Source organism: Bacillus sp. AC266 (assembly GCF_979253805.1).
Genome location: NZ_CEEDEC010000002.1, coordinates 826024 through 847119 on the forward strand (window position 1 = coordinate 826024; position 21096 = coordinate 847119).

The 21096-nt window shown below is 36.3% G+C and carries 27 protein-coding genes; 17 read left to right on the forward strand and 10 right to left on the reverse strand.

Annotation, left to right across the window (positions count from 1 at the left end):
• Nucleotides 1-7: 7 nt before the first annotated feature.
• Nucleotides 8-1675 (reverse strand): ribonuclease J1, encoded by a 1668-nt coding sequence (gene rnjA / locus AC0IXC_RS11955; protein WP_002033834.1) that lies wholly within the window; start codon nucleotides 1673-1675, stop codon nucleotides 8-10.
• 4 nt (nucleotides 1676-1679) lie between these two features.
• Complete coding sequence (locus AC0IXC_RS11960; RefSeq protein ID WP_000576436.1) at nucleotides 1680-1892, reverse strand: DNA-dependent RNA polymerase subunit epsilon; 213 nt, start codon at nucleotides 1890-1892, stop codon at nucleotides 1680-1682.
• A gap of 548 nt (nucleotides 1893-2440) precedes the next feature.
• Between AC0IXC_RS11960 and AC0IXC_RS11965 the strand changes: the two genes are divergently transcribed.
• The gene (locus AC0IXC_RS11965) at nucleotides 2441-3214 is read left to right on the forward strand and encodes a Cof-type HAD-IIB family hydrolase (protein ID WP_002014845.1); all 774 of its coding nucleotides are present in this window, start codon (nucleotides 2441-2443) and stop codon (nucleotides 3212-3214) included.
• A 62-nt stretch (nucleotides 3215-3276) separates the two neighbouring features.
• On the opposite strand, the gene def is transcribed toward AC0IXC_RS11965, so the two are convergent.
• Nucleotides 3277-3831: a peptide deformylase gene (gene def / locus AC0IXC_RS11970; protein ID WP_002014846.1), complete on the reverse strand. Its 555-nt coding sequence runs from the start codon at nucleotides 3829-3831 to the stop codon at nucleotides 3277-3279.
• Nucleotides 3832-3998: 167 nt separating this feature from the next.
• The gene (locus AC0IXC_RS11975; RefSeq protein WP_002014847.1) at nucleotides 3999-4148 is read right to left on the reverse strand and encodes a YjcZ family sporulation protein; all 150 of its coding nucleotides are present in this window, start codon (nucleotides 4146-4148) and stop codon (nucleotides 3999-4001) included.
• A gap of 513 nt (nucleotides 4149-4661) precedes the next feature.
• On the opposite strand from AC0IXC_RS11975, the gene pdhA reads away from it, so the two are divergent.
• From pdhA to AC0IXC_RS12000, 5 genes are all read left to right on the forward strand, one after another.
• Nucleotides 4662-5777, forward strand: a complete 1116-nt coding sequence (gene pdhA / locus AC0IXC_RS11980; RefSeq protein ID WP_000536893.1) for a pyruvate dehydrogenase E1 component subunit alpha — start codon at nucleotides 4662-4664, stop codon at nucleotides 5775-5777.
• A gap of 3 nt (nucleotides 5778-5780) precedes the next feature.
• Nucleotides 5781-6758 carry a pyruvate dehydrogenase complex E1 component subunit beta gene (gene pdhB, locus AC0IXC_RS11985; RefSeq protein WP_002033837.1) on the forward strand — a complete coding sequence of 326 codons (978 nt, stop codon included), beginning with the start codon at nucleotides 5781-5783 and terminating at the stop codon, nucleotides 6756-6758.
• 93 nt (nucleotides 6759-6851) lie between these two features.
• Entirely contained in the window at nucleotides 6852-8144 is a 1293-nt protein-coding gene (gene pdhC / locus AC0IXC_RS11990) for a pyruvate dehydrogenase complex dihydrolipoyllysine-residue acetyltransferase (protein WP_002033838.1), read from the forward strand.
• 5 nt (nucleotides 8145-8149) lie between these two features.
• Nucleotides 8150-9562, forward strand: coding sequence for a dihydrolipoyl dehydrogenase (gene lpdA / locus AC0IXC_RS11995; RefSeq protein ID WP_471652920.1), 1413 nt, complete (start codon nucleotides 8150-8152; stop codon nucleotides 9560-9562).
• 212 nt (nucleotides 9563-9774) lie between these two features.
• Nucleotides 9775-10002 (forward strand): hypothetical protein, encoded by a 228-nt coding sequence (locus tag AC0IXC_RS12000; RefSeq protein ID WP_002088334.1) that lies wholly within the window; start codon nucleotides 9775-9777, stop codon nucleotides 10000-10002.
• Nucleotide 10003: 1 nt separating this feature from the next.
• Here the strand turns inward: AC0IXC_RS12000 and AC0IXC_RS12005 are convergent, their stop codons facing one another.
• Nucleotides 10004-10396 carry a DUF1885 family protein gene (locus tag AC0IXC_RS12005; protein ID WP_002014853.1) on the reverse strand — a complete coding sequence of 131 codons (393 nt, stop codon included), beginning with the start codon at nucleotides 10394-10396 and terminating at the stop codon, nucleotides 10004-10006.
• A gap of 134 nt (nucleotides 10397-10530) precedes the next feature.
• On the opposite strand from AC0IXC_RS12005, the gene AC0IXC_RS12010 reads away from it, so the two are divergent.
• The 4 genes from AC0IXC_RS12010 to AC0IXC_RS12025 all read left to right on the forward strand — a co-directional run bounded on the left by AC0IXC_RS12010 (nucleotide 10531) and on the right by AC0IXC_RS12025 (nucleotide 11512).
• Nucleotides 10531-10827, forward strand: coding sequence for a DUF3055 domain-containing protein (locus AC0IXC_RS12010; RefSeq protein ID WP_000462037.1), 297 nt, complete (start codon nucleotides 10531-10533; stop codon nucleotides 10825-10827).
• A 195-nt stretch (nucleotides 10828-11022) separates the two neighbouring features.
• Complete coding sequence (locus tag AC0IXC_RS12015) at nucleotides 11023-11151, forward strand: GapA-binding peptide SR1P (protein ID WP_000536778.1); 129 nt, start codon at nucleotides 11023-11025, stop codon at nucleotides 11149-11151.
• A gap of 59 nt (nucleotides 11152-11210) precedes the next feature.
• Complete coding sequence (locus AC0IXC_RS12020) at nucleotides 11211-11339, forward strand: GapA-binding peptide SR1P (RefSeq protein ID WP_002033839.1); 129 nt, start codon at nucleotides 11211-11213, stop codon at nucleotides 11337-11339.
• A gap of 44 nt (nucleotides 11340-11383) precedes the next feature.
• Nucleotides 11384-11512 (forward strand): GapA-binding peptide SR1P, encoded by a 129-nt coding sequence (locus tag AC0IXC_RS12025; RefSeq protein WP_002142969.1) that lies wholly within the window; start codon nucleotides 11384-11386, stop codon nucleotides 11510-11512.
• Nucleotides 11513-11549: 37 nt separating this feature from the next.
• Here the strand turns inward: AC0IXC_RS12025 and AC0IXC_RS12030 are convergent, their stop codons facing one another.
• Entirely contained in the window at nucleotides 11550-12380 is an 831-nt protein-coding gene (locus AC0IXC_RS12030; protein WP_002066931.1) for a protein-glutamine gamma-glutamyltransferase, read from the reverse strand.
• Nucleotides 12381-12998: 618 nt separating this feature from the next.
• Nucleotides 12999-14471, reverse strand: coding sequence for an arginine decarboxylase (speA, locus tag AC0IXC_RS12035; RefSeq protein ID WP_002128878.1), 1473 nt, complete (start codon nucleotides 14469-14471; stop codon nucleotides 12999-13001).
• A gap of 383 nt (nucleotides 14472-14854) precedes the next feature.
• Between speA and AC0IXC_RS12040 the strand changes: the two genes are divergently transcribed.
• Complete coding sequence (locus AC0IXC_RS12040; protein WP_002014862.1) at nucleotides 14855-15124, forward strand: UPF0223 family protein; 270 nt, start codon at nucleotides 14855-14857, stop codon at nucleotides 15122-15124.
• 80 nt (nucleotides 15125-15204) lie between these two features.
• Here AC0IXC_RS12040 and AC0IXC_RS12045 read toward each other — a convergent pair whose 3' ends face one another.
• Nucleotides 15205-15831 carry a YktB family protein gene (locus tag AC0IXC_RS12045; protein WP_002014864.1) on the reverse strand — a complete coding sequence of 209 codons (627 nt, stop codon included), beginning with the start codon at nucleotides 15829-15831 and terminating at the stop codon, nucleotides 15205-15207.
• Between the two features lie 205 nt (nucleotides 15832-16036).
• On the opposite strand from AC0IXC_RS12045, the gene AC0IXC_RS12050 reads away from it, so the two are divergent.
• A complete protein-coding gene (locus AC0IXC_RS12050; protein WP_002121995.1) occupies nucleotides 16037-16225 on the forward strand; it encodes a hypothetical protein in 189 nt (62 codons plus the stop codon).
• Between the two features lie 88 nt (nucleotides 16226-16313).
• Nucleotides 16314-17105, forward strand: coding sequence for an inositol monophosphatase family protein (locus AC0IXC_RS12055; protein ID WP_471652921.1), 792 nt, complete (start codon nucleotides 16314-16316; stop codon nucleotides 17103-17105).
• A gap of 44 nt (nucleotides 17106-17149) precedes the next feature.
• On the opposite strand, the gene AC0IXC_RS12060 is transcribed toward AC0IXC_RS12055, so the two are convergent.
• On the reverse strand, nucleotides 17150-17329 hold the full coding sequence (locus AC0IXC_RS12060) for a DUF5325 family protein (RefSeq protein WP_000400127.1): 180 nt from the start codon (nucleotides 17327-17329) through the stop codon (nucleotides 17150-17152).
• Nucleotides 17330-17469: 140 nt separating this feature from the next.
• On the opposite strand from AC0IXC_RS12060, the gene typA reads away from it, so the two are divergent.
• The 3 genes from typA to AC0IXC_RS12075 all read left to right on the forward strand — a co-directional run bounded on the left by typA (nucleotide 17470) and on the right by AC0IXC_RS12075 (nucleotide 20065).
• A complete protein-coding gene (gene typA / locus AC0IXC_RS12065) occupies nucleotides 17470-19314 on the forward strand; it encodes a translational GTPase TypA (RefSeq protein WP_002014867.1) in 1845 nt (614 codons plus the stop codon).
• Nucleotides 19315-19472: 158 nt separating this feature from the next.
• The gene (locus AC0IXC_RS12070; RefSeq protein ID WP_000893662.1) at nucleotides 19473-19775 is read left to right on the forward strand and encodes a YlaH-like family protein; all 303 of its coding nucleotides are present in this window, start codon (nucleotides 19473-19475) and stop codon (nucleotides 19773-19775) included.
• A 14-nt stretch (nucleotides 19776-19789) separates the two neighbouring features.
• Nucleotides 19790-20065, forward strand: a complete 276-nt coding sequence (locus tag AC0IXC_RS12075) for a hypothetical protein (protein ID WP_002033723.1) — start codon at nucleotides 19790-19792, stop codon at nucleotides 20063-20065.
• A 35-nt stretch (nucleotides 20066-20100) separates the two neighbouring features.
• On the opposite strand, the gene AC0IXC_RS12080 is transcribed toward AC0IXC_RS12075, so the two are convergent.
• Nucleotides 20101-20301, reverse strand: coding sequence for a YlaI family protein (locus tag AC0IXC_RS12080; RefSeq protein ID WP_471652922.1), 201 nt, complete (start codon nucleotides 20299-20301; stop codon nucleotides 20101-20103).
• Between the two features lie 145 nt (nucleotides 20302-20446).
• On the opposite strand from AC0IXC_RS12080, the gene AC0IXC_RS12085 reads away from it, so the two are divergent.
• Entirely contained in the window at nucleotides 20447-20902 is a 456-nt protein-coding gene (locus AC0IXC_RS12085; RefSeq protein ID WP_002033724.1) for a PNPOx family protein, read from the forward strand.
• Nucleotides 20903-21096: the final 194 nt, after the last annotated feature.

The following is a 21096-nucleotide window of genomic DNA, read 5'->3' on the forward strand; positions in this document are numbered from 1 at the left end:
CTTTTTCTTATATTTCCATAATGATTGGTAAAATCATTGGACGACGTTTCGTTTTTTCGTATAGGAATGGTGCTAATGTGTCTGTAATCTCATTTTTAATTTCAGACCATTGTGTTGTTTTTCGCTCCATTACTTTTTCTAAATGTGTTGTAATTAATGTTTGAGCATCGTTGATTAAATCGCTGCTTTCACGCATATAAACGAAACCACGCGAGATGATATCAGGTCCTGCTGCAACTTTAAATTCTTTCATATCAATGCTTACAACTACAATAACAAGTCCTTCTTCAGAAAGAATGCGACGATCACGTAATACGATATTACCGATATCTCCAATACCATTTCCATCGATATAGACAGAGCCAGATGGGATTTTCCCAGCTACGCTTGCTTCATCAGAACGTAAAGCAAGAACATCTCCATTATCCATAATGAAACAATTTTCTTCTGGAATACCACAATCATTCGCTAATTTCATATGCATACGTTGCATACGATATTCACCATGAATTGGCATGAAATATTTGGGCTTAATAAGACGTAGCATTAACTTTTGTTCTTCTTGTCCACCGTGTCCACTCGTATGAATATTTGAGAGTTTACCATGGATTACATCAGCACCAGCGCGGTACAACATGTTAATTGTACGACTTACACTAATTGTATTGCCTGGGATTGGTGAAGAAGAGAAAACAACTGTATCGCCAGGGATAATTTGAATTTGACGATGTGTACCATTGGCAATACGTGAAAGTGCTGCCATCGGCTCCCCTTGACTACCTGTACATAACATAACAACTTTATTAGCTGGTAGGCGGTTTAGCTGAGCTGTGTCTATGAATGTATCCTTTGGACACCGGATATAACCAAGGTTTTGTCCGATTTCAATAGCCGCTTCCATACTTCGACCGAATACAGCTACTTTACGATTGTTTTCAACAGCAGCCTCAACAACTTGTTGTAAGCGATGGATATTCGATGCAAAGGTTGCGAATATAATACGACCGTCTACTTTGCGGAATATATCTTGAATACTATCACCAACGCGGCGCTCAGACATCGTAAAGTTTGGCACTTCACTGTTTGTACTATCAGATAAGAGACAAAGTACACCGTCTTTTCCGATTTCGGCCATTTTTGTTAAATCTGCTGGCTCACCTACTGGTGTAAAATCAAATTTGAAATCACCTGTATGAACGACTTGTCCTTGAGGTGTTTTCACAACAACTCCGTATGAATCCGGAATACTGTGAGTTGTACGGAAGAAGGAAACAGATGTCTTTTTAAATTTAATAACATCATCTTCTTGAATTTCATAAAGTTTTGCTTTACGAAGTAATCCGTGCTCTTCTAATTTGTTTTTTATTAGGGCAATTGCTAATTTTCCGCCGTAAATTGGAATGTTTACTTGACGTAATAGATAAGGAATTCCACCGATATGATCTTCGTGACCATGTGTAATGAATAATCCTTTAATTTTATCTTCGTTTCGCACAAAATAAGTGTAATCTGGTATTACATAATCGATCCCGAGGAGTTCGTCTTCTGGAAATTTAATTCCAGCATCAATTATAATAATTTCATCTTGAAATTGAACAGCATATGTATTTTTACCGATTTCACCAAGACCACCGAGGGCAAAAACGGCAGCTTGATCATTTTTTAGGAATTTCATATGACTATACGATCTCCGCTAATATTAAATCAGCGTTTTGTTTTTCATATTCAAGATGAGCACCAGTAACAGACTGAACGAACTCGATATTATATGCGAACTTATTTAATTTTTTACGAACATCCTTTTGAGACGTAGCCTCTAAATATAAAACTTTTGTATTTTCACGTACTGGGACCTCAGTTAATTTTTCTTGATAAAATACTTTAAAAATCATTTGGAAAACCTCTCCTTGTCTATGTTTTGCATTATCTGTTACTTATTATAAAGCAAACAGTCACGATTTTCATGTTTTTTCGAATGAGAATGAAGAAAAAGCCCGAAATGGGCACAATTTAAGCGATTGTCTTCTTACGGACTAAATCGTTTAAATAACGCTTGAGCTTTTTCTTCAGCTTCTTCAGCATGATTACTCCTTCCTTTCCTTATTTAAAACATGCATATTACTAATGATAACTCTGTCTCCCATACAAGAAAGAAGATTAGAAGTGAATAGTGAATCTTGTTCTTTTTAGTATAGTGTAAGTTATCTTGTAGTAACGATTAGTAGCCGTTAGTTATAGATATAGTATGAGGAAGAATAGAAAAGAAAATTCATCCGAACAAGTATCCACATTTTTTCACTAATAGTATATGCACATTTCATAAATAAGGTCAGAAAGTGAACGCTTTCTTCACAGATGTTTAATATGTTATACTTTTTTTTGAAATTTGAAAAGTGATAATCAAAATAGGAATATAGAGTGCCAGAAAGGATTTTGACAAATGAATGATAAAATTGTCTTTTTTGATATTGATGGAACATTATTAGATCATGATAAGAAAATTCCGCAATCTACAAGAGATGCAGTAAGAGATTTACAAGAAAAAGGTGTGCATGTAGCGATTGCGACAGGGCGTGCGCCATTTATGTTTGAAGATATTCGTGAGGAACTCAATATACATAATTATGTTAGTTTTAACGGGCAGTATGTTGTATTTGAGGATGAGGTATTATTTAATAATCCATTACATCCTGATGCTCTACATAAGTTTACTCAGTTTGCAAAACAAGAAGGATATCCACTTGTATATCTTGACCATCAAGAAATGAGAGCGTCAGTGGAATATCATGATTATGTAAAAGAAGGTTTTGGAAGCTTACAATTCGAGCATCCGGCATATGAACCTGATTTTTATGAGAAACGCGATATTTATCAAACGCTTCTTTTTTGTGAAGTAAACGAAGAAGAAAAGTTTATTCATCATTATCCAGATTTTCATTTTATACGCTGGCATGCATATTCAATGGATATTATCCCTAATGGTGGTTCTAAGGCAAAAGGGATTGAGAAGTTTATTGAGAAAATAGGATTTAATCGTGAACAAGTATATGCATTTGGGGACGGATTAAATGATTTAGAAATGATTGAAGCAGTAGGAACGGGTATTGTGATGGGGAATGGTCATGAGGATTTGAAAAAACTTGCTAATTATGTGACAAAAGATGTTAATGAAGACGGTATTTATCACGGATTAAAGTGGGCTGGCTTGTTATAAGTAAGTGTGGAACCCATTTCATATAATAAAAAGGCGGAAGGTTAACTTCCGCCTTTTTACTATTATCGCTCGAGAGGTTTTGAATCATCGGGAGCCACAAATGGATTGTCTTTATTAATATGGTCATAGAACATAACACCGTTTAAATGGTCGATTTCATGTTGGAATACAATTGCTGGTAAACCTTTTAATCGCAGTTTTACGTCTTCACCGTTAATCGTTGTTGCCTTTACTGTAATTCTCGTGTAACGAGGGACATAACCAGGTACTTCACGGTCTACAGATAGACAGCCTTCACCATTTTGTAAATATGTACGTTCAACAGAATGACTAATGATTTTTGGGTTAAATAATGCGTAGCTATATAACGTATCGTTCGTATCAGTTACATGAACCGCAATCATTTTCTTTGAAATACCGATTTGCGGAGCCGCTAATCCGATTCCGGGGCGTAAATTATATTTTTCAGCCATTTCAGGGTCCTGGCTATTTATTACAAATTCAATCATTTCTTTAAGAGTATTTGTATCTTCCTCGCTAGCAGGTAAGGAGACCTCTTCTGCGACGTCGCGCAAAATAGGATTTCCTTCACGAATTACCTCATTCATTGTAAGCATATGTAATCTCTCCTTTCTCCTTTAGTCTACCAAAGGAGATAAAAAAAGTCATCGGCAAGTAAGGAAGAGCTACTTGGAAACAAATCTTCTACAGATAAGTTATGTAATAAAAAGAAAAGACGGCAAAGCCGTCTGTTTCTTTCCATAGTTGTTTCATTTTACATTAATTAGCGAATGCAAGCAGCACCAACGATAATTAAAAGGATAAACAACACAACGATTAAGGCGAAGCCGCTTCCAGATCCGCCACAAGAACCGCCATAACCGTAGGAAGGATATGAACAAGTTGTTGGATAGCAATATGAGTATCCGTACATGAGATGACCTCCTTTATCATTTCCCGCTAATACTGCGGTTACTATAATGTATGGAGGAATGATCAGAAATGTATAGGTATTTACCTATAAAAGGAAGAAGTGTTTGTATAATTTTCTTGAGAAGAGAGAAAAACTAAGGAGAATTAAATCGTTTACATATTATTCTAAGAGAAAAAATAAGTTAAAAAGGGAATAATATAACAGCAGGTTATTGCTTACTAATACAGATGTGAAAAATAAAAACACGTTTGTGTAGAGGAAACCGGCATATTATTTATAAAAAAACGTATTCAAAGTAATTGACATCGTAATTAGAATAGTTGTAAACTAAAAAACGTGATCAAGATTGTATTAATATGTTTTTGAAAAAACATTAGTACAGATTGTTAGGTACACAAAATTATTCTCAACCGACAAACAAATTTGTTGGTTTACATTGTTGCGCTTTCAGTCTAGCTAATAGATAGTGAAAGCGTTTCAGAATATGGTTCAAGAGAGGAAGAGGTGAACGGAATGGGTACTAAAACAAAAAAGACCCTATTTAATGTTGATGAGCAAATGAAAGCTATCGCAGCTCAATTTGAAACATTACAAATTTTAAATGAAAAAGGCGAAGTTGTGAATGAAGCAGCTATGCCTGAATTATCTGATGATCAATTAAAAGAATTAATGCGCCGTATGGTGTATACTCGCGTACTAGATCAACGTTCTATTTCTTTAAACCGTCAAGGACGTTTAGGTTTCTACGCACCAACTGCTGGACAAGAGGCTTCTCAATTAGCAAGTCATTTCGCACTTGAAGCAGAAGATTTCATCTTACCAGGATATCGTGACGTTCCACAATTAGTGTGGCACGGTCTACCATTATACCAAGCATTCCTATTCTCTCGTGGACATTTCATGGGTAACCAAATGCCTGAGAATGTAAATGCACTTGCTCCACAAATCATTATCGGTGCGCAAATCATCCAAACTGCTGGTGTTGCGTTAGGTATGAAATTACGTGGTAAAAAATCTGTTGCAATTACTTACACTGGTGACGGTGGTGCTTCACAAGGTGACTTCTACGAAGGTATGAACTTTGCGGGTGCATTCAAAGCTCCAGCAATCTTCGTTGTACAAAACAACCGTTATGCAATCTCTACTCCAGTAGAAAAGCAATCTGCAGCTAAAACTGTAGCACAAAAAGCAGTAGCAGCAGGTATTTACGGAATTCAAGTAGACGGTATGGATCCATTAGCTGTATACGCAGCAACTGCTTTCGCTCGTGAGCGCGCAGTAAATGGCGAAGGTCCTACTTTAATCGAGACTTTAACATTCCGTTATGGTCCACATACAATGGCTGGTGATGACCCAACTCGTTACCGTACAAAAGATATCGAAAACGAATGGGAACAAAAAGATCCAATCGTACGCTTCCGTGCATTCTTAGAAAACAAAGGCCTATGGTCTCAAGAAGTTGAAGAGAAAGTTATCGAAGAAGCAAAAGAAGATATCAAACAAGCAATTGCTAAGGCTGACCAAGCTCCAAAACAAAAAGTTACTGATTTAATGGAAATCATGTACGAAAAAATGCCTTACAACTTAGCTGAACAATATGAAATTTACAAAGAAAAGGAGTCGAAGTAAGCCATGGCTCAAATGACAATGATTCAAGCAATCACTGATGCTTTACGCGTTGAAATGAAAAATGATCCTAACGTACTTGTGTTTGGTGAAGACGTTGGTGTAAACGGCGGAGTATTCCGTGCTACTGAAGGTTTACAAGCTGAATTCGGTGAAGATCGTGTAATGGATACTCCACTTGCAGAGTCTGGTATTGGTGGACTTGCAGTTGGACTTGCACTTGAAGGCTTCCGTCCAGTTCCAGAAATCCAATTCTTCGGTTTCATTTTTGAAGTAATGGATTCAGTTTCTGGTCAATTAGCTCGTATGCGTTACCGTTCTGGTGGACGTTGGACTGCTCCAGTAACAATTCGTTCTCCATTCGGTGGTGGTGTTCATACTCCTGAACTACATGCTGATAGCTTAGAAGGATTAGTGGCACAACAACCTGGTCTAAAAGTTGTTATTCCATCTACTCCATACGATGCAAAAGGTCTTTTAATCTCTGCGATTCGTGACAACGATCCAGTTATCTACTTAGAGCATATGAAATTGTACCGTTCATTCCGTCAAGATGTACCAGAAGGTGATTACACAATTGATTTAGGCAAAGCTGACATCAAACGTGAAGGTACAGATGTATCTGTTATCGCTTATGGTGCTATGGTTCATGCTGCATTAAAAGCTGCTGAAGAACTTGAAAAAGAAGGTATCTCTTTAGAGGTTGTTGACTTACGTACAGTTCAACCATTAGATATCGAAACAATCATCGCTTCTGTTGAAAAAACAGGCCGCGTAGTTGTAGTTCAAGAAGCTCAAAAACAAGCTGGTATTGCAGCTAACGTTGTAGCGGAAATTAACGACCGTGCAATCTTAAACTTAGAAGCTCCAGTTGTACGTGTTGCAGCTGCTGATACAGTATTCCCATTCTCTCAAGCTGAGAGCGTATGGTTACCAAACCATAAAGATATTGTTGAAGCTGTTAACAAAGTAATGAACTTCTAATTTTTAGTTTTTCATGTGCAAAAGAAATCAGCACATGCTGGTTTCTTTTGTACATATTCCATAATAATGAAATGAATTAGGGGGCTGAATTCCGTGGCATTTGAATTTAAACTACCAGATATCGGTGAAGGTATCCACGAAGGTGAAATCGTAAAATGGTTTATTAAACCAGGCGATGAAGTAAATGAAGATGATGTACTTCTTGAAGTACAAAATGATAAAGCAGTAGTAGAAATCCCTTCTCCTGTTAAAGGTAAAGTACTTGAAGTACTTGTAGAAGAAGGAACAGTTGCAATTGTAGGAGATACATTAATTAAATTTGATGCTCCTGGATACGAAAACCTTAAATTTAAAGGTGACGATCATGATGAAGCTCCAAAAGCTGAAGAAGCAGCAGTAGAAGCTCCAGCAGCGGAAACTACTCCAGCAGCAACTGCAGAAGTAGTAAATGAGCGTGTAATCGCTATGCCATCTGTTCGTAAATATGCTCGTGAAAAAGGTGTAGACATTCATAAAGTAGCTGGTTCTGGTAAGAACGGCCGTGTTGTGAAAACTGACATCGATGCATTTGCAAATGGTGGACAAACTGTAGCAGCAACTGAGGCTCCAGCAGCAGTAGAAGCTACTCCAGCAGCAGCAGCGAAAGAAGAAGCACCAAAAGCACAACCAATCCCAGCTGGTGAATATCCAGAAACTCGTGAGAAAATGAGTGGTATCCGTAAAGCGATTGCGAAAGCAATGGTTAACTCTAAGCATACAGCTCCTCACGTAACATTAATGGATGAAGTAGATGTAACAGAACTTGTTGCTCACCGTAAGAAGTTCAAAGCTGTTGCAGCTGACAAAGGTATTAAATTAACTTACCTTCCATACGTTGTAAAAGCTTTAACATCTGCATTACGTGAATTCCCAATGTTGAATACTGCTTTAGACGATGCTTCTCAAGAAATCGTTCATAAACATTACTTCAACATCGGTATCGCAGCTGATACAGACAAAGGTCTATTAGTACCAGTTGTTAAAGATACAGATCGTAAATCTATCTTTACTATCTCTAACGAGATCAATGAACTTGCTGGTAAAGCACGTGATGGTCGTTTAGCTCCAACTGAAATGAAAGGTGCTTCTTGCACAATTACAAACATTGGTTCTGCAGGTGGACAATGGTTCACTCCAGTTATCAATCACCCAGAAGTAGCAATCCTTGGTATCGGCCGTATCGCTGAGAAACCAGTTGTGAAAAACGGTGAAATCGTTGCAGCTCCAGTATTAGCATTATCTCTAAGCTTTGACCATCGTTTAATTGACGGCGCAACTGCTCAAAAAGCATTAAACCAAATTAAACGTCTATTGAATGACCCACAATTATTAGTAATGGAGGCGTAATAACAATGGTAGTAGGAGATTTCCCAATTGAATTAGATACAGTCGTTGTTGGTGCAGGTCCTGGTGGATACGTTGCGGCAATTCGTGCAGCACAATTAGGTCAAAAGGTAGCGATTATTGAAAAATCTAACCTTGGTGGCGTATGCTTAAACGTTGGATGTATTCCTTCAAAAGCGTTAATCAATGCAGGTCATCGTTATGAGAATGCAATGCATTCTGATGACATGGGTATCACTGCAGAGAACGTAAAAGTTGACTTTACAAAAGTTCAAGAATGGAAAAACGGCGTAGTTAAGAAATTAACTGGCGGTGTTGAAGGCCTTCTTAAAGGTAACAAAGTTGAAATCATTCGCGGTGAAGCTTACTTCGTAGATGCTAACACATTACGCGTAATGACTGAAGATGCAGCACAAACTTATACGTTTAAAAATGCTGTTCTTGCAACTGGTTCTACACCAATCGAAATTCCAGGATTCAAATACTCTAAACGTGTTATCAACTCTACAGGCGCTTTAAGCTTACCTGAAATTCCTAAAAAACTTGTTGTAATCGGCGGCGGTTACATCGGTATGGAATTAGGTACTGCATATGCTAACTTCGGTACAGAAGTTACTGTAGTAGAAGCTGGCGACGAAATCTTAGCTGGTTTCGAAAAAGCTATGAGCTCTGTTGTTAAACGTGCTCTACAGAAAAAAGGTAACGTAAATATCCATACAAAAGCTATGGCTAAAGGCGTTGAAGAAACAGAAAATGGCGTAAAAGTTAGCTTTGAAGTTAACGGTGAAATCCAAACTGTAGAAGCAGATTACGTATTAGTAACTGTAGGTCGTCGTCCAAACACTCAAGAAATCGGTCTTGAGCAAGTTGGAATTAAAATGACTGACCGTGGCATTATCGAAATTGATGAGCAATGCCGTACAAATATTTCAAACATCTATGCAATCGGTGATATCGTTCCTGGACCACCATTAGCTCACAAAGCTTCTTACGAAGGTAAAGTAGCTGTTGAAGTAATTAGTGGCCATGCATCAGCAATCGATTACATCGGAATTCCTGCAGTATGCTTCACTGATCCAGAATTAGCATCTGTTGGTTACACTAAGAAACAAGCTGAAGAAGCAGGAATGACAGTAGCTGTATCTAAGTTCCCATTCGCTGCAAACGGTCGTGCGTTATCATTAAACAGCACTGACGGTTTCTTACAACTTGTAACGCGTAAAGAAGATGGTCTTCTTGTAGGTGCACAAGTTGCAGGTGCAGGTGCTTCTGATATTATCTCTGAGATTGGTTTAGCTATCGAAGCTGGAATGACAGCTGAAGATATCGCTCAAACAATCCATGCTCACCCAACATTAGGTGAAATCACAATGGAAGCAGCGGAAGTTGCTCTTGGAATGCCAATTCACATTGTAAAATAATTTAAGTAATGTAAATACCCCATCTCTTATTTAAAGAGATGGGGTATTTTTATTTTCATAAAATGACTTGCAAGGTCTTTATATGTACTTGTCGAATGAATATATAATACTTTAAATGAACCGTTAGCATATATGCCGTTATATAATATGTAATTGATTCAAACTTAATCCCATATATTAATAAAATAGAGCATGTCAAAGGAGAAGGTTCCATGAGAATATTACATGTTATATTTTATCATTTTCTATTATGGAGTGGTTTTTCCATTGTATTAACATTATCGAATGGTGATAAGTTTCATTATAAAGTAATTCTCTTTTTCGTATTTCTTTATTTGGCATATGTGATTGCATGTTTTGTATTACACGTAAGAAAGCAGGCATTATTCCTTACGTGTTCAAATTGCATACTTTTTTTAATCATATTCTCTATTTTTTAAATTAACGTTTATAGAAATACATTGTTCTTCCATTAAATAGTTGTAACTCTCCTTCTAATTTCTTCGCTAGAAAACGGCTAAATTCATTTGCTTTTCCTTTATCACCAAATGTTGCTGTAGTAGGCAAAGAAACCTGAATAAAAGATTGTTCCTTTTCTATTCCAATCCCAACATAAATAGAATCATATCGATCGTGACTCGATTGGAGTTTTAATGTTGTTGCTGATGTATCTAATATTTCATAAGGAAAAGCTGTATTTGTATAAGCATAATTAATTTGATCACCAGTCTTGGAAGTAACGGTTTTATAGTTATGAAAAAGGTGTTTAACATCTTCTATTGAAACAGATTGTTGATTGGATTTAGGTACAAGTGTGATAAAGGCGTGTTGCATACAAATTCCCCCTTAGCTTAGTAGAATAATATCATTCTACATCCTACTGAATTTTTTGACAATTAAAAGGAGTATTACTTTTTTTGTTTAATATATTAATGAGTAGGAAGTGTTATTTAGAAAGGTGGAAACTCATGTTTGAAAAATTGTATGATGAGCATGAAAGTGTGAAGGTACGATTTTTAGGATTTATGACGCATGATACACGTTATGATTTTGGAGTTATTTATACAAATATGTTTTTTGGAAAGCCACTTATTGTTTGTATGCAAACAGGGAGATCTACTTTGCTTGGGAGAGATGATGTAGAAAATGTTCCATATATACAGGAAACTTTTAAGTTAGGATCGGAAGAGGAGGCGGAGGAGTTAGCTCAGTTTTTTAAATTTCTTGTTCCGTCTACTTCTTTGCATGCGGAGTATGAAGAATAATTAACAAGAAACAGTCGTACGTATGAGATATGGCTGTTTTTTTGTGTTAATATCGCATACTAATTTAATTTTAAAATATTTAATGTGTTATACTAAAAACCTATTGACGTAAAAAGTATAACATATTAAAATAAAGACAGAAAGTTAAGCGGTTACAAAAGTTTTTGGGATTATAAACTTAGGGGGAAATGAAAAATGGGAACAATCGTATGTCAAGATTGTGAAGGTACAATTGCACACTTCGAGGATGAGAAAGTAACGGTACTTTACGGGAAATGTGGATCTTGCGGATGTGATCACACAGAACATACAAAAGCCCAATAATTGATAGGAAATTGACAGCTAAAAGTTTTTAGGACCATAAACTTAGGGGGAAATGAAAAATGGGAACAATCGTATGCCAAGTTTGTGAAGGAACAATCGGACATTTTGAAGATGAGAAAACGACAGTACTTTATGGGAAATGTGGTTCCAATTGTGACTGTGCTAGTAGAGACAATGCGAAAGCTTAATCATATATAAGTAGATTATTCTTTAAACTCAGGGGGAAATGAAAATGGGAACAATCGTATGCCAAGTTTGTGAAGGAACAATCGCACATTTTGAAGATGAAAAATCAACAGTACTTTATGGGAAATGTGGATCTCATTGCGAATGTGACCATACAGAACATACAAAAGCTTAATAATTAAGAAAAAACGCCTACACATGTAGGCGTTTTTTTAATAGATTGTAGTTGTATGCCCGACTGTTGCAACAATTGCATCATCTCTAATAGGAATAAATCCTATTGATGTTTGTGGTGTGTTAGGAGGGGCATATTGACTCATCATACGGCTATCAATACGAGTAATAAAATCGGTTAAATAAGCTGAAATAAAAGCATAAGGAATCCTTCGTTCATTTAATGAATAAATAATTTCCTCTTTCGTTTTTACGCCTACGCCATGTCCGTAAAAAAAGAAGTTTCCTAGATAGATTGTATTTTCTCCTTGCCACTCAATCGTAGCTGGATTAACTTGTGGATTTTTAAAGTAAACGAGGTCACCTGGAACGATATCGCCACTCGTTTTTGTTATGAGCTTTAAGTCGCGATCGTAGTCCCATGTATAAAGTAAGAGGTTTGCGAATAGACGGTTGAAAGTTTTTTCCTCATATAATGATAGTAATGCTTTGTAAAAAATGATAATCATTGCGGTGGCACATTCAGTTCCATATAGTTTTCCGTTTTTAAAAATATCTTGGATGGCAATGGAAGGGGCTATGTTTGGGAGTAGTTGAAATCCGCCAAGTGATGTTCTTTCCCAAAACTGAGGGTTGCAAAAAGATTGTTGAAACGTACGAAACTGAAATCCACTTTGAAAAAGTTCTAGCGCGGAAGTAATAATATTAACTCGTAAATTAAGATCAAAGCTGAGTTCATCGGCTGTTCGGAAGGAATAAACTTCTTGATTTCCCGCCATTATGGATAAAATCTGTTGTTTTTCAGCTGCAAATGGCTCATATTCATTTGTGATATAAGGGTGTACAATAGAACGGCCTATCACAATCATAATGGTATCCCCACCTATACGTTACAGATTTCGCGATACGGGAAAGCCTATATTGGACTTTAGACATAGGATGAAAGTATCGCTTTTTCATAGAAAAACATTTATCCCGCTATTTGCGGGCAGTAAGAATTCCACCTCAAAATTCGGCTGGAGCCCTGCTGCCCGTAAACGCCCGATTGGTGAAGGCTAATAATCAGTGGGGATGAACAAAACCCCACTGATTAAAGTTTCACTTTATATTTTGGTAGACTTTAACTACAGACAAGTACAAGTCTTTAAAACGCCAATGTGTTCTTTGAAAAAAGATAGCATAGGGAGTTCGATAGCCGAATTCAAGCTATCGGTAAAATGATATGTGTCGTCAAGAACAAGACGCTAAAACACCTGAACACGAATCTGTACGGTATGGTATAGTACAGTAGCTCACGAACCTATACGGTCTGTTGTGAGAGTGGTGATGGCACACCGCAATCTTGCACGTCAGCGATACCAGAAATGGACTTCGCCTTAGGTAGCAAGAATCCCACTGATGTTAGTCAGCTTGCCCCATTAGGGTGGGAATGTCAAATTCTTTAGTATCGTATGAAAAAAAGAGAAAAAAGGTGAAAGAAAAGCCTATCAACTGATAGGCTTGTACTCTTTAATAACACGTAATGTTTGTAATGTCATATCTTCAGGACCTTGTACAGGTAACCCAGCTTCTAAATTTTTAAGAATATACTCTAAGTTATCTTGTGTAATAATTTCCCCCGGAGTAAAGATTGGAATCCCTGGCGGATAAACCATAACAAAATCAGCTATAATACGACCTGCTGCGTTTTCAAATGGAATGACTTCTGTTTCTGAATAAAAAGCATCTCTAGGAGAAAGTGCTAGCACAGGTATTTCAGGTATTTCTACTTGTACTTGAACACCTTTGTCTGCTCTATTTCTATATGTTGCTGCTAAATCTTGTAATGCTGTAATAAGTGTATCTGTTTCACTTTCTGTATCTCCAAATGTGATAAGACAAAGTATGTTATATAAATCAGAGAGTTCTACTTCAATGTTGTAATGTTCTCTAAGCCATACTTCAGCCTGATGGCCTGTAATACCTAAATCTTTTACAGATACAATTATCTTTGTAGGATCATAGTTAAAAGTAGCATCTGTTCCTAGCATTTCTTTTCCGGGACAATAAAGATGCTCAATAGCATTAATAGCATCACGAACATGCTCAGCTAATTGTATTGTTTGTTCTATGAGAGCTGTTCCTTCTGTAGCAAGACGTTTTCTAGCAACATCAAGGGATGCTAACAAAATGTAAGAAGTTGATGTAGTCGTAAGCATGCTAATAATGGATTGGACATGCTTTACGTTCACAAGACCTTCTTTTACATTAAGAATAGAGCTTTGGGTTAAAGACCCACCTAATTTGTGAACACTTGTTGCTGCCATATCTGCACCTGCTTGCATAGCTGATATTGGTAGTTCATCATGAAAATGGATATGAACACCGTGAGCCTCATCAACAAGTACAGGAATATCGTAAGAATGAGCTAATTCTACAATCTGCTCTAAATCTGCAGCAAACCCAAAATATGTTGGATTTATAACAAGTAAGCCTTTCGCATCTGAGTGCTCTTCAAGAGCCTTTTTGACAGATTGAATTGTGATCCCATGTGAAATACCGAGCTTCGGATCAATCTCAGGATGCATGAAAATTGGTTTTGCACCTGAGAAAATAATAGCTGACATTACTGATTTATGCACATTCCGTGGCACGAGGATTTTATCCCCAGGACCGCACACGCTCATCACCATTGTCATAATTGCACCACTTGTACCTTGAATAGAAAAGAACGTATGATCTGCACCGAAAGCAGCGGCTGCTAAATCCTGTGCTTCTTTAATCATACCTTTTGGATGATGTAAATCATCGAGCGGCGCAATATTAATTAAATCAATTGCTAATGCATTATGCCCAATAAATTCGCGAAATGTAGGATCCATGCCCTGTCCTTTTTTATGACCAGGAATATGGAATTGAACTGGATTTCGCTTACTGTGCTCAACTAAAGCGGTAAACAATGGTGTTTCGTATTGGGACAATCTATACACCCCTTCTTCTTCGTAATATTTATTAGAGTTTGTTTTATATGATTTCATCTGATTCTAAAAGGAAATTAAGATGACAAACTTTTAGAACTTGACTTGTTTTTCTGCCATTCGCAAAAGCCTTTTTTGGGATGGTAGTCTCACTTTATTCTCTATAAAACAAAAGCATTATATCACCAATAATTATAGATGTATAGAAAAATCGCATTTTCAAGGTGAGTATGTTTAATAGTTATATTTTAAATACTGCAAAGAGGAAGACAATTCCATTGAAATGGATAAATGGTGTATAATGCAGAGTGGCTATAGTGAAGAATAAAAGGTTGTCTTAAAGGTAGCATAATGGAAAAAGAAAGAATACTGAATGAGGTGCAAAAATGGAATATCAATATCCACTTGATTACAATTGGTCAAATGAAGAAATGGTAGCAGTTGTAAAGTTTTATGAAGCGATTGAAAAGGTATATGAAAAAGGAGTTTTGAGAGAAGATTTGATGGAATTATATCGTCGTTTTAAAGAGATTGTGCCATCGAAGGCAGCGGAGAAAAAAATTGATAAAGAATTTCAAGAAGTAAGTGGATATTCTATATATCGTACGATTCAAAGAGCAAAAGAAGTAGCGGAAAAAAAGATTGTAAAAATGTAAAAATATTTTGAAAATTAAAATGCAAAGTGCTATAATGTGATAACAACTAAAAACGGACAATATAAATTGTCCGTTTTCTACTATCGATTACAAAGTGCATATAAAGGAAGGAGTGGTTGCATCGTAGATTCAATCTTAGCAAGGAATTGTTCGTTGGTCATTGCTGAAAACTCCTCTGGTGATATATGAATACCGACTAATAACTCTGCTTTTTTCACAGTAGCTAAACGTTCAATCATCTTTTGTAAGTCTTCCGTTTCAAGCGTTTTATGTAGTTTTACACCTGGTTTAGTATGGTCAATGGACCAAACGAAGTCATTTGGAATATTTGTTTTTAAATCATTTAAATGTTCTAAGAAGGCGTGAGCCGTCTCCACTTTTTGTGGACACTCATAGATTAAACCAAAGTATATGAAGGCGTGAGTACCCCATAAACCAATTTGAAAGTGTGGTAACATTTTATATCCACGTTTATTTGTTGAAAAAGCAACCCAAGTATCGTTTGGTGGATTGACTTTGCGGCGTGCATGTTTTGCTACATGGTAGAAAAAGTTTTCATCAGTTTGTTGTGATAAATATTCTGCAAATTGTTCCCCTAAAGCTTCTAGCTTAGGATGAATATTCGTTTTAATTGCGCTCATTCGTTCTTCAAGACCATCAACAGTAAAGACTTCAAAATCAGTTGATGTGAATGTTTGTAGTGTCATGATTGTTCCTCCAACTCCTATTTTGTTTTAATTTTAGCATAGCTTGTACTATTCATAAAAAAAACATCACAAAAAAATTTAAATAAAAAAATATAATTTTGTTGCATAGATGATTTATCCAACATAGTATAGTATAAAACAAAAAATCAGAAAATTGAATCAATTCTAGTCCGAGGGCAGACGAATATTGGGAGGAGGCAAAAAAATGAGACAGGTGATTAATGCGTTAAAGAGAACAGATGCTGAAAAGAGAATTCCGGTGCTACGTTTGGAGCTAGATTATGAATTAGCAACTTTATATGATGCGATGATGGATAACGACAAACAGAAAAAAGAAGAGTGCGTACAAAAATTAGAAGTGTTAAGACTTGAAATGATCCGTTTAGAAGCGTAATAATAGTATATGTATAAATAATTAGTTGGTGCGAACCTTATAAAGGGTTCGTTTTTTCTGTGAACAGTATAGATCGGAGTGTTTAAACATGCAAGAAGTATGGAAAGACATCGATACACACGCGAAACAGTGGATTCGAGAAGCCGGAGAACAATTAATGGCGTCACTGAAAAAAACACTTATTATAGAAACAAAGTCAAATGCAGCTGATCTAGTAACAAATATGGACCGAGAAACGGAGCAGTTTTTAATTGGGAAAATTAAAGAAACATTCCCACATCATAATATTTTAGGAGAAGAAGGCTATGGAGATGAGATTACCTCTTCTAATGGGGTTGTTTGGTTAATTGATCCAATTGATGGCACGATGAACTTTGTTCATCAAAAAAGAAATTTCGCAATCTCAATCGGGATTTATGAGAACGGTATCGGAAAGATTGGTCTTATTTATGATCCAGTTCATGACGAACTATATCATGCGGTAAAGGGAGAAGGGGCTTTTTGCAATGATTTAGCTATTCCCATGTTGGAAAAAGGAACGGTAGAGCATGGAGTTATAGCTTTGAATGCGATATGGCTTACTGATAATCCATTGCTTAATATGGAAAAAATGATGATGCTCGTTAAGAAGGCGAGAGGTACGAGGTCATATGGTTGTGCAGCGTTAGAAATGGTATATGTTGCCATGGGAAGATTAGACGCATATGTAACACCGCGCTTATCGCCATGGGACTTTGGCGGGGGACAGATTATTGTAGAGGAAGTTGGCGGTAAAGTGACAACGTTCTTGGGAACGCCTCTTTCTATTGTAGAGAAAAGCAGTGTGTTAGTGGCAAAACCAGGAGTATACGAAGAATTATTACCATTTGTATCGCAATAATGAAAAAAAGTAAGAGGCATAAAGAAGCTTCTTACTTTTTAATGTTATTGCGATTTACGCATTTTTCTTTTTGTTACAAAACCGTATCCAACTGTAACAAATGTGCCGATAATGCAAATAATAATGCCGATGGGACTATTTTCAGCAATCATAATTCCGATACCAATTAAGAAGATAACACCGATAATTGCTGTTAATAAAAAGCGATATTGAATGTGTTCCATTTCTTCACCCTCCAATCTTATTTTACTTTCACAAAAGTAAGAATACAACTATATTTTCATTCTTGATTTTATTTTGATTGCCATTGTATCCCCTTCGCTCTTATAATAGAGAAGGATTAAAAAGACATTAGGAGTTGGACATGTTGAAAAAACGACAAGATTTACGAAATATAGCAATTATTGCCCACGTTGACCATGGTAAAACAACACTTGTTGACCAGTTATTACGTCAAGCGGGGACGTTCCGCGCGAATGAACATATTGAAGAACGCGCAATGGACTCAAATGATCTAGAAAGAGAACGTGGTATTACAATTTTAGCGAAGAATACTGCGATTCACTATGAAGATAAAAGAATTAACATTTTAGATACACCTGGTCACGCTGACTTCGGTGGAGAAGTAGAACGTATCATGAAAATGGTTGATGGTGTTCTACTTGTAGTTGATGCATATGAAGGTTGTATGCCACAAACACGATTTGTTTTAAAGAAAGCTCTTGAGCAAAACTTAACTCCAATCGTTGTTGTAAACAAAATTGACCGTGACTTCGCTCGCCCTGATGAAGTAGTTGATGAAGTAGTTGACTTATTCATCGAACTTGGTGCAAACGAAGATCAATTAGAGTTCCCAGTTGTATTTGCATCAGCAATGAACGGAACAGCAAGCTTAGATTCAAATCCAGCAAATCAAGAAGAGAATATGAAATCATTGTTTGACACAATCATTGAACATATTCCAGCACCAATTGATAACAGCGAAGAGCCACTTCAATTCCAAGTAGCACTTCTTGATTACAATGACTATGTTGGTCGTATTGGGGTTGGACGCGTATTCCGCGGTACAATGAAAGTAGGACAACAAGTTGCATTAATGAAAGTTGACGGAAGTGTAAAACAATTCCGTGTAACTAAATTATTTGGTTACATTGGATTAAAACGTCAAGAAATTGAAGAAGCAAAAGCTGGAGATTTAGTAGCTGTTTCAGGTATGGAAGACATTAACGTAGGTGAAACGGTATGTCCGGTTGAGCATGAAGAGGCTTTACCATTATTACGTATTGATGAGCCAACATTACAAATGACATTCCTTGTAAATAACAGCCCATTTGCAGGTCGTGAAGGTAAATTCATTACTTCTCGTAAAATTGAAGAGCGTCTTCGTTCACAATTAGAGACAGATGTAAGTTTACGTGTAGATAATACAGATTCTCCTGATGCATGGATCGTATCTGGACGCGGAGAGTTACATTTATCTATCTTAATTGAAAACATGCGTCGTGAAGGTTATGAACTACAAGTATCTAAGCCTGAAGTAATTATTAAAGATGTCGATGGCGTAAGAAGTGAGCCTGTAGAGCGCGTACAAATCGATGTTCCTGAAGAATACACTGGTTCTATTATGGAATCAATGGGCGCACGTAAAGGTGAAATGTTAGATATGGTGAATAACGGAAACGGTCAAGTTCGCCTTACTTTCATGGTTCCAGCACGTGGGTTAATTGGTTACACAACAGAATTCCTAACATTAACTCGTGGTTATGGTATTTTAAACCACACATTTGATTGCTACCAACCAGTACATGCTGGACAAGTGGGTGGACGTCGTCAAGGTGTTCTAGTTTCACTTGAAGCAGGAAAAGCATCACAATACGGTATTATGCAAGTTGAAGACCGTGGTGTAATCTTCGTTGAACCAGGTACAGAAGTATATGCTGGTATGATCGTTGGAGAACATACACGTGAGAATGATTTAACAGTTAACGTTGTAAAAATGAAACAACAAACGAATATTCGTTCTGCAACGAAAGATCAAACTTCAACAATGAAAAAACCACGCTTAATGACTTTAGAAGAGTCATTAGAGTACTTAAACGATGATGAGTTCTGTGAAGTAACTCCAGAATCAATTCGTCTACGTAAAAAGATTCTTGATAAGAGTGAGCGCGAAAGAGCTGCTAAGAAAAAGAAATCTGTAGAAGCGTAAAAATAAAAAAACAACTACCTTTATAAAAGGTAGTTGTTTTTTTATTTTGTTTATTTTTAGAATATTTATTCTTTTTTGTGGACAGTATTTTTTTTGCGAGTTACTCTTGTATTAAGTACATAAAGAAAATTTGTTTTTATGAGAAGGGAGGAAAGATAGTGTTAGAAAGAATGTCATTTTTCGCGAAATTGTGCAAAGTTGATGAAAATCCAGAACTAGGGATGTGGTTACTTTATGGAACAATTATTATATTGAGTGCACTTGTATATAATTTAGGATTTGCAAGGAAGCTATCAGTGCTAAAAAATATAGTAATATACATATCTTTAGCAATTGGATGCACGGTATTAACTTTCTTTGCAGTTTTTTTACCAGTTGGAGAGGGGCTCGTTGTAGCGGCGATTGTACTTGGAATTTATAGATTACGTTTACGTCAAGCGAAACAACAAAAGGCAGGGTGAAAAGGGGGAGTTTCATGCGCTCGGTACAAGATGCACTATATAATTGGTTAACAATTAAAACGGTTGCGGAAGCGCGTCCAGATGATAGCGCTGCACAAGAAACGTATGTATTATTTCGAAATATGATATATGAAGAGCATAAATTACGAAATGTAGAAGTGGAAAAGAACGAGGAAATGTATTTAATTACATATGAAATTGATGGAGAAATAAGGTGTGCAAGATTTCCAGTAGAAGCCATTGATTGTTTTTTGGATCAGATGAATCGTGAACCAGAAAAATACAAATAAGTCCTTATCTATATGATTAAGGACTTATTTACGGTTTACCAATCGTCTTCTACTTTTTTATCACGATATAATCGGAAATTACCACTTGCATGGCGTTTCATAGTACGCTCTGCAATGCGTTCCGTACATTCCATGCACATATATGTATGAATAGGGCGATTACGCAGTTTTTTTGCCATAGGATTTTCGTCATCTAACATATCTTTTTTATCACAAATCATACATCTGACTCTCATTTCGTCACCTCAATACGAATTCTATCAGTATAAGTATATCATGGAAGCATAATGTTTTTGAATAATAGCGGGAAAAAATAATATTTTCGCAATTCGAAAAATAGGTTATGATAAGGATATATAAATAATATTTGGAGGTGGAAATATGGCGAATGTAGTTGAGCCTACATTGACAGGTGATTTAGTACAATCTTTGCGTAAAGAGTGTATCGTTATGATAGCAACAACAGATTTCGAAAAACAAATTCCTAACGTAAGTGCTATTTCTTGGGTATATGCAGTGAGTGAAACTAGTATTCGATTTGCGGTAGATCAACGCTCACGTATTGTGGGGAATATACGGCATAGTGCAGGGGTTGTATTGACTATAATGGCGAATGAATCCGTATTTTCCATAAGTGGTGAAAGTAAAATTTTAACAGATAGAATGGAAGGGATTCCTCTAAAATTAACGGTAGTAGAAGTGAATGTACAAGAAGTTCGTGATGTTATGTTTTATGGTGCGAAACTTGCTACTGAACCAACATATGAAAAAACATATGATCTTCGAGCAGCTAAAAAGCTTGATAACCAAGTATTAGTAGGAATGAAAGAATTATAAAGAAGATGAATAGGAACATCGTTCATAAACTTTTACAAGTGAGTATTGTGATTTAATGTGAAAAATTATAATAAAAAGTAATATATTGAATAGAAATGAATAAAAAATAAAGAAAAGGTTTAATTTCTATGAGTTTCGATTCTACCTCGTTTTTACGGTACATATAATTATAACAATGGTTCGTCCATATTTTA

Excerpts from the sequence above, each read along its gene's own strand:
- AC0IXC_RS12080 (WP_471652922.1), bottom strand. The coding sequence starts at position 20,301 with ATGAGAGTCAGATGTATGATTTGTGATAAAAAAGATATGTTAGATGAC.
- AC0IXC_RS12085 (WP_002033724.1), top strand. The coding sequence starts at position 20,447 with ATGGCGAATGTAGTTGAGCCTACATTGACAGGTGATTTAGTACAATCT.
- AC0IXC_RS12045 (WP_002014864.1), bottom strand. The coding sequence starts at position 15,831 with ATGACACTACAAACATTCACATCAACTGATTTTGAAGTCTTTACTGTT.
- AC0IXC_RS12000 (WP_002088334.1), top strand. The coding sequence starts at position 9,775 with ATGAGAATATTACATGTTATATTTTATCATTTTCTATTATGGAGTGGT.
- typA (WP_002014867.1), top strand. The coding sequence starts at position 17,470 with ATGTTGAAAAAACGACAAGATTTACGAAATATAGCAATTATTGCCCAC.
- AC0IXC_RS12040 (WP_002014862.1), top strand. The coding sequence starts at position 14,855 with ATGGAATATCAATATCCACTTGATTACAATTGGTCAAATGAAGAAATG.
- AC0IXC_RS12010 (WP_000462037.1), top strand. The coding sequence starts at position 10,531 with ATGTTTGAAAAATTGTATGATGAGCATGAAAGTGTGAAGGTACGATTT.
- AC0IXC_RS12050 (WP_002121995.1), top strand. The coding sequence starts at position 16,037 with ATGAGACAGGTGATTAATGCGTTAAAGAGAACAGATGCTGAAAAGAGA.
- AC0IXC_RS12025 (WP_002142969.1), top strand. The coding sequence starts at position 11,384 with ATGGGAACAATCGTATGCCAAGTTTGTGAAGGAACAATCGCACATTTT.
- AC0IXC_RS12015 (WP_000536778.1), top strand. The coding sequence starts at position 11,023 with ATGGGAACAATCGTATGTCAAGATTGTGAAGGTACAATTGCACACTTC.
- AC0IXC_RS12020 (WP_002033839.1), top strand. The coding sequence starts at position 11,211 with ATGGGAACAATCGTATGCCAAGTTTGTGAAGGAACAATCGGACATTTT.
- AC0IXC_RS11965 (WP_002014845.1), top strand. The coding sequence starts at position 2,441 with ATGAATGATAAAATTGTCTTTTTTGATATTGATGGAACATTATTAGAT.
- AC0IXC_RS12060 (WP_000400127.1), bottom strand. The coding sequence starts at position 17,329 with ATGGAACACATTCAATATCGCTTTTTATTAACAGCAATTATCGGTGTT.
- def (WP_002014846.1), bottom strand. The coding sequence starts at position 3,831 with ATGCTTACAATGAATGAGGTAATTCGTGAAGGAAATCCTATTTTGCGC.
- pdhB (WP_002033837.1), top strand. The coding sequence starts at position 5,781 with ATGGCTCAAATGACAATGATTCAAGCAATCACTGATGCTTTACGCGTT.
- AC0IXC_RS11975 (WP_002014847.1), bottom strand. The coding sequence starts at position 4,148 with ATGTACGGATACTCATATTGCTATCCAACAACTTGTTCATATCCTTCC.
- AC0IXC_RS12075 (WP_002033723.1), top strand. The coding sequence starts at position 19,790 with ATGCGCTCGGTACAAGATGCACTATATAATTGGTTAACAATTAAAACG.
- pdhA (WP_000536893.1), top strand. The coding sequence starts at position 4,662 with ATGGGTACTAAAACAAAAAAGACCCTATTTAATGTTGATGAGCAAATG.
- AC0IXC_RS12030 (WP_002066931.1), bottom strand. The coding sequence starts at position 12,380 with ATGATTGTGATAGGCCGTTCTATTGTACACCCTTATATCACAAATGAA.
- AC0IXC_RS11960 (WP_000576436.1), bottom strand. The coding sequence starts at position 1,892 with ATGATTTTTAAAGTATTTTATCAAGAAAAATTAACTGAGGTCCCAGTA.
- AC0IXC_RS12055 (WP_471652921.1), top strand. The coding sequence starts at position 16,314 with ATGCAAGAAGTATGGAAAGACATCGATACACACGCGAAACAGTGGATT.
- AC0IXC_RS12005 (WP_002014853.1), bottom strand. The coding sequence starts at position 10,396 with ATGCAACACGCCTTTATCACACTTGTACCTAAATCCAATCAACAATCT.
- lpdA (WP_471652920.1), top strand. The coding sequence starts at position 8,150 with ATGGTAGTAGGAGATTTCCCAATTGAATTAGATACAGTCGTTGTTGGT.
- rnjA (WP_002033834.1), bottom strand. The coding sequence starts at position 1,675 with ATGAAATTCCTAAAAAATGATCAAGCTGCCGTTTTTGCCCTCGGTGGT.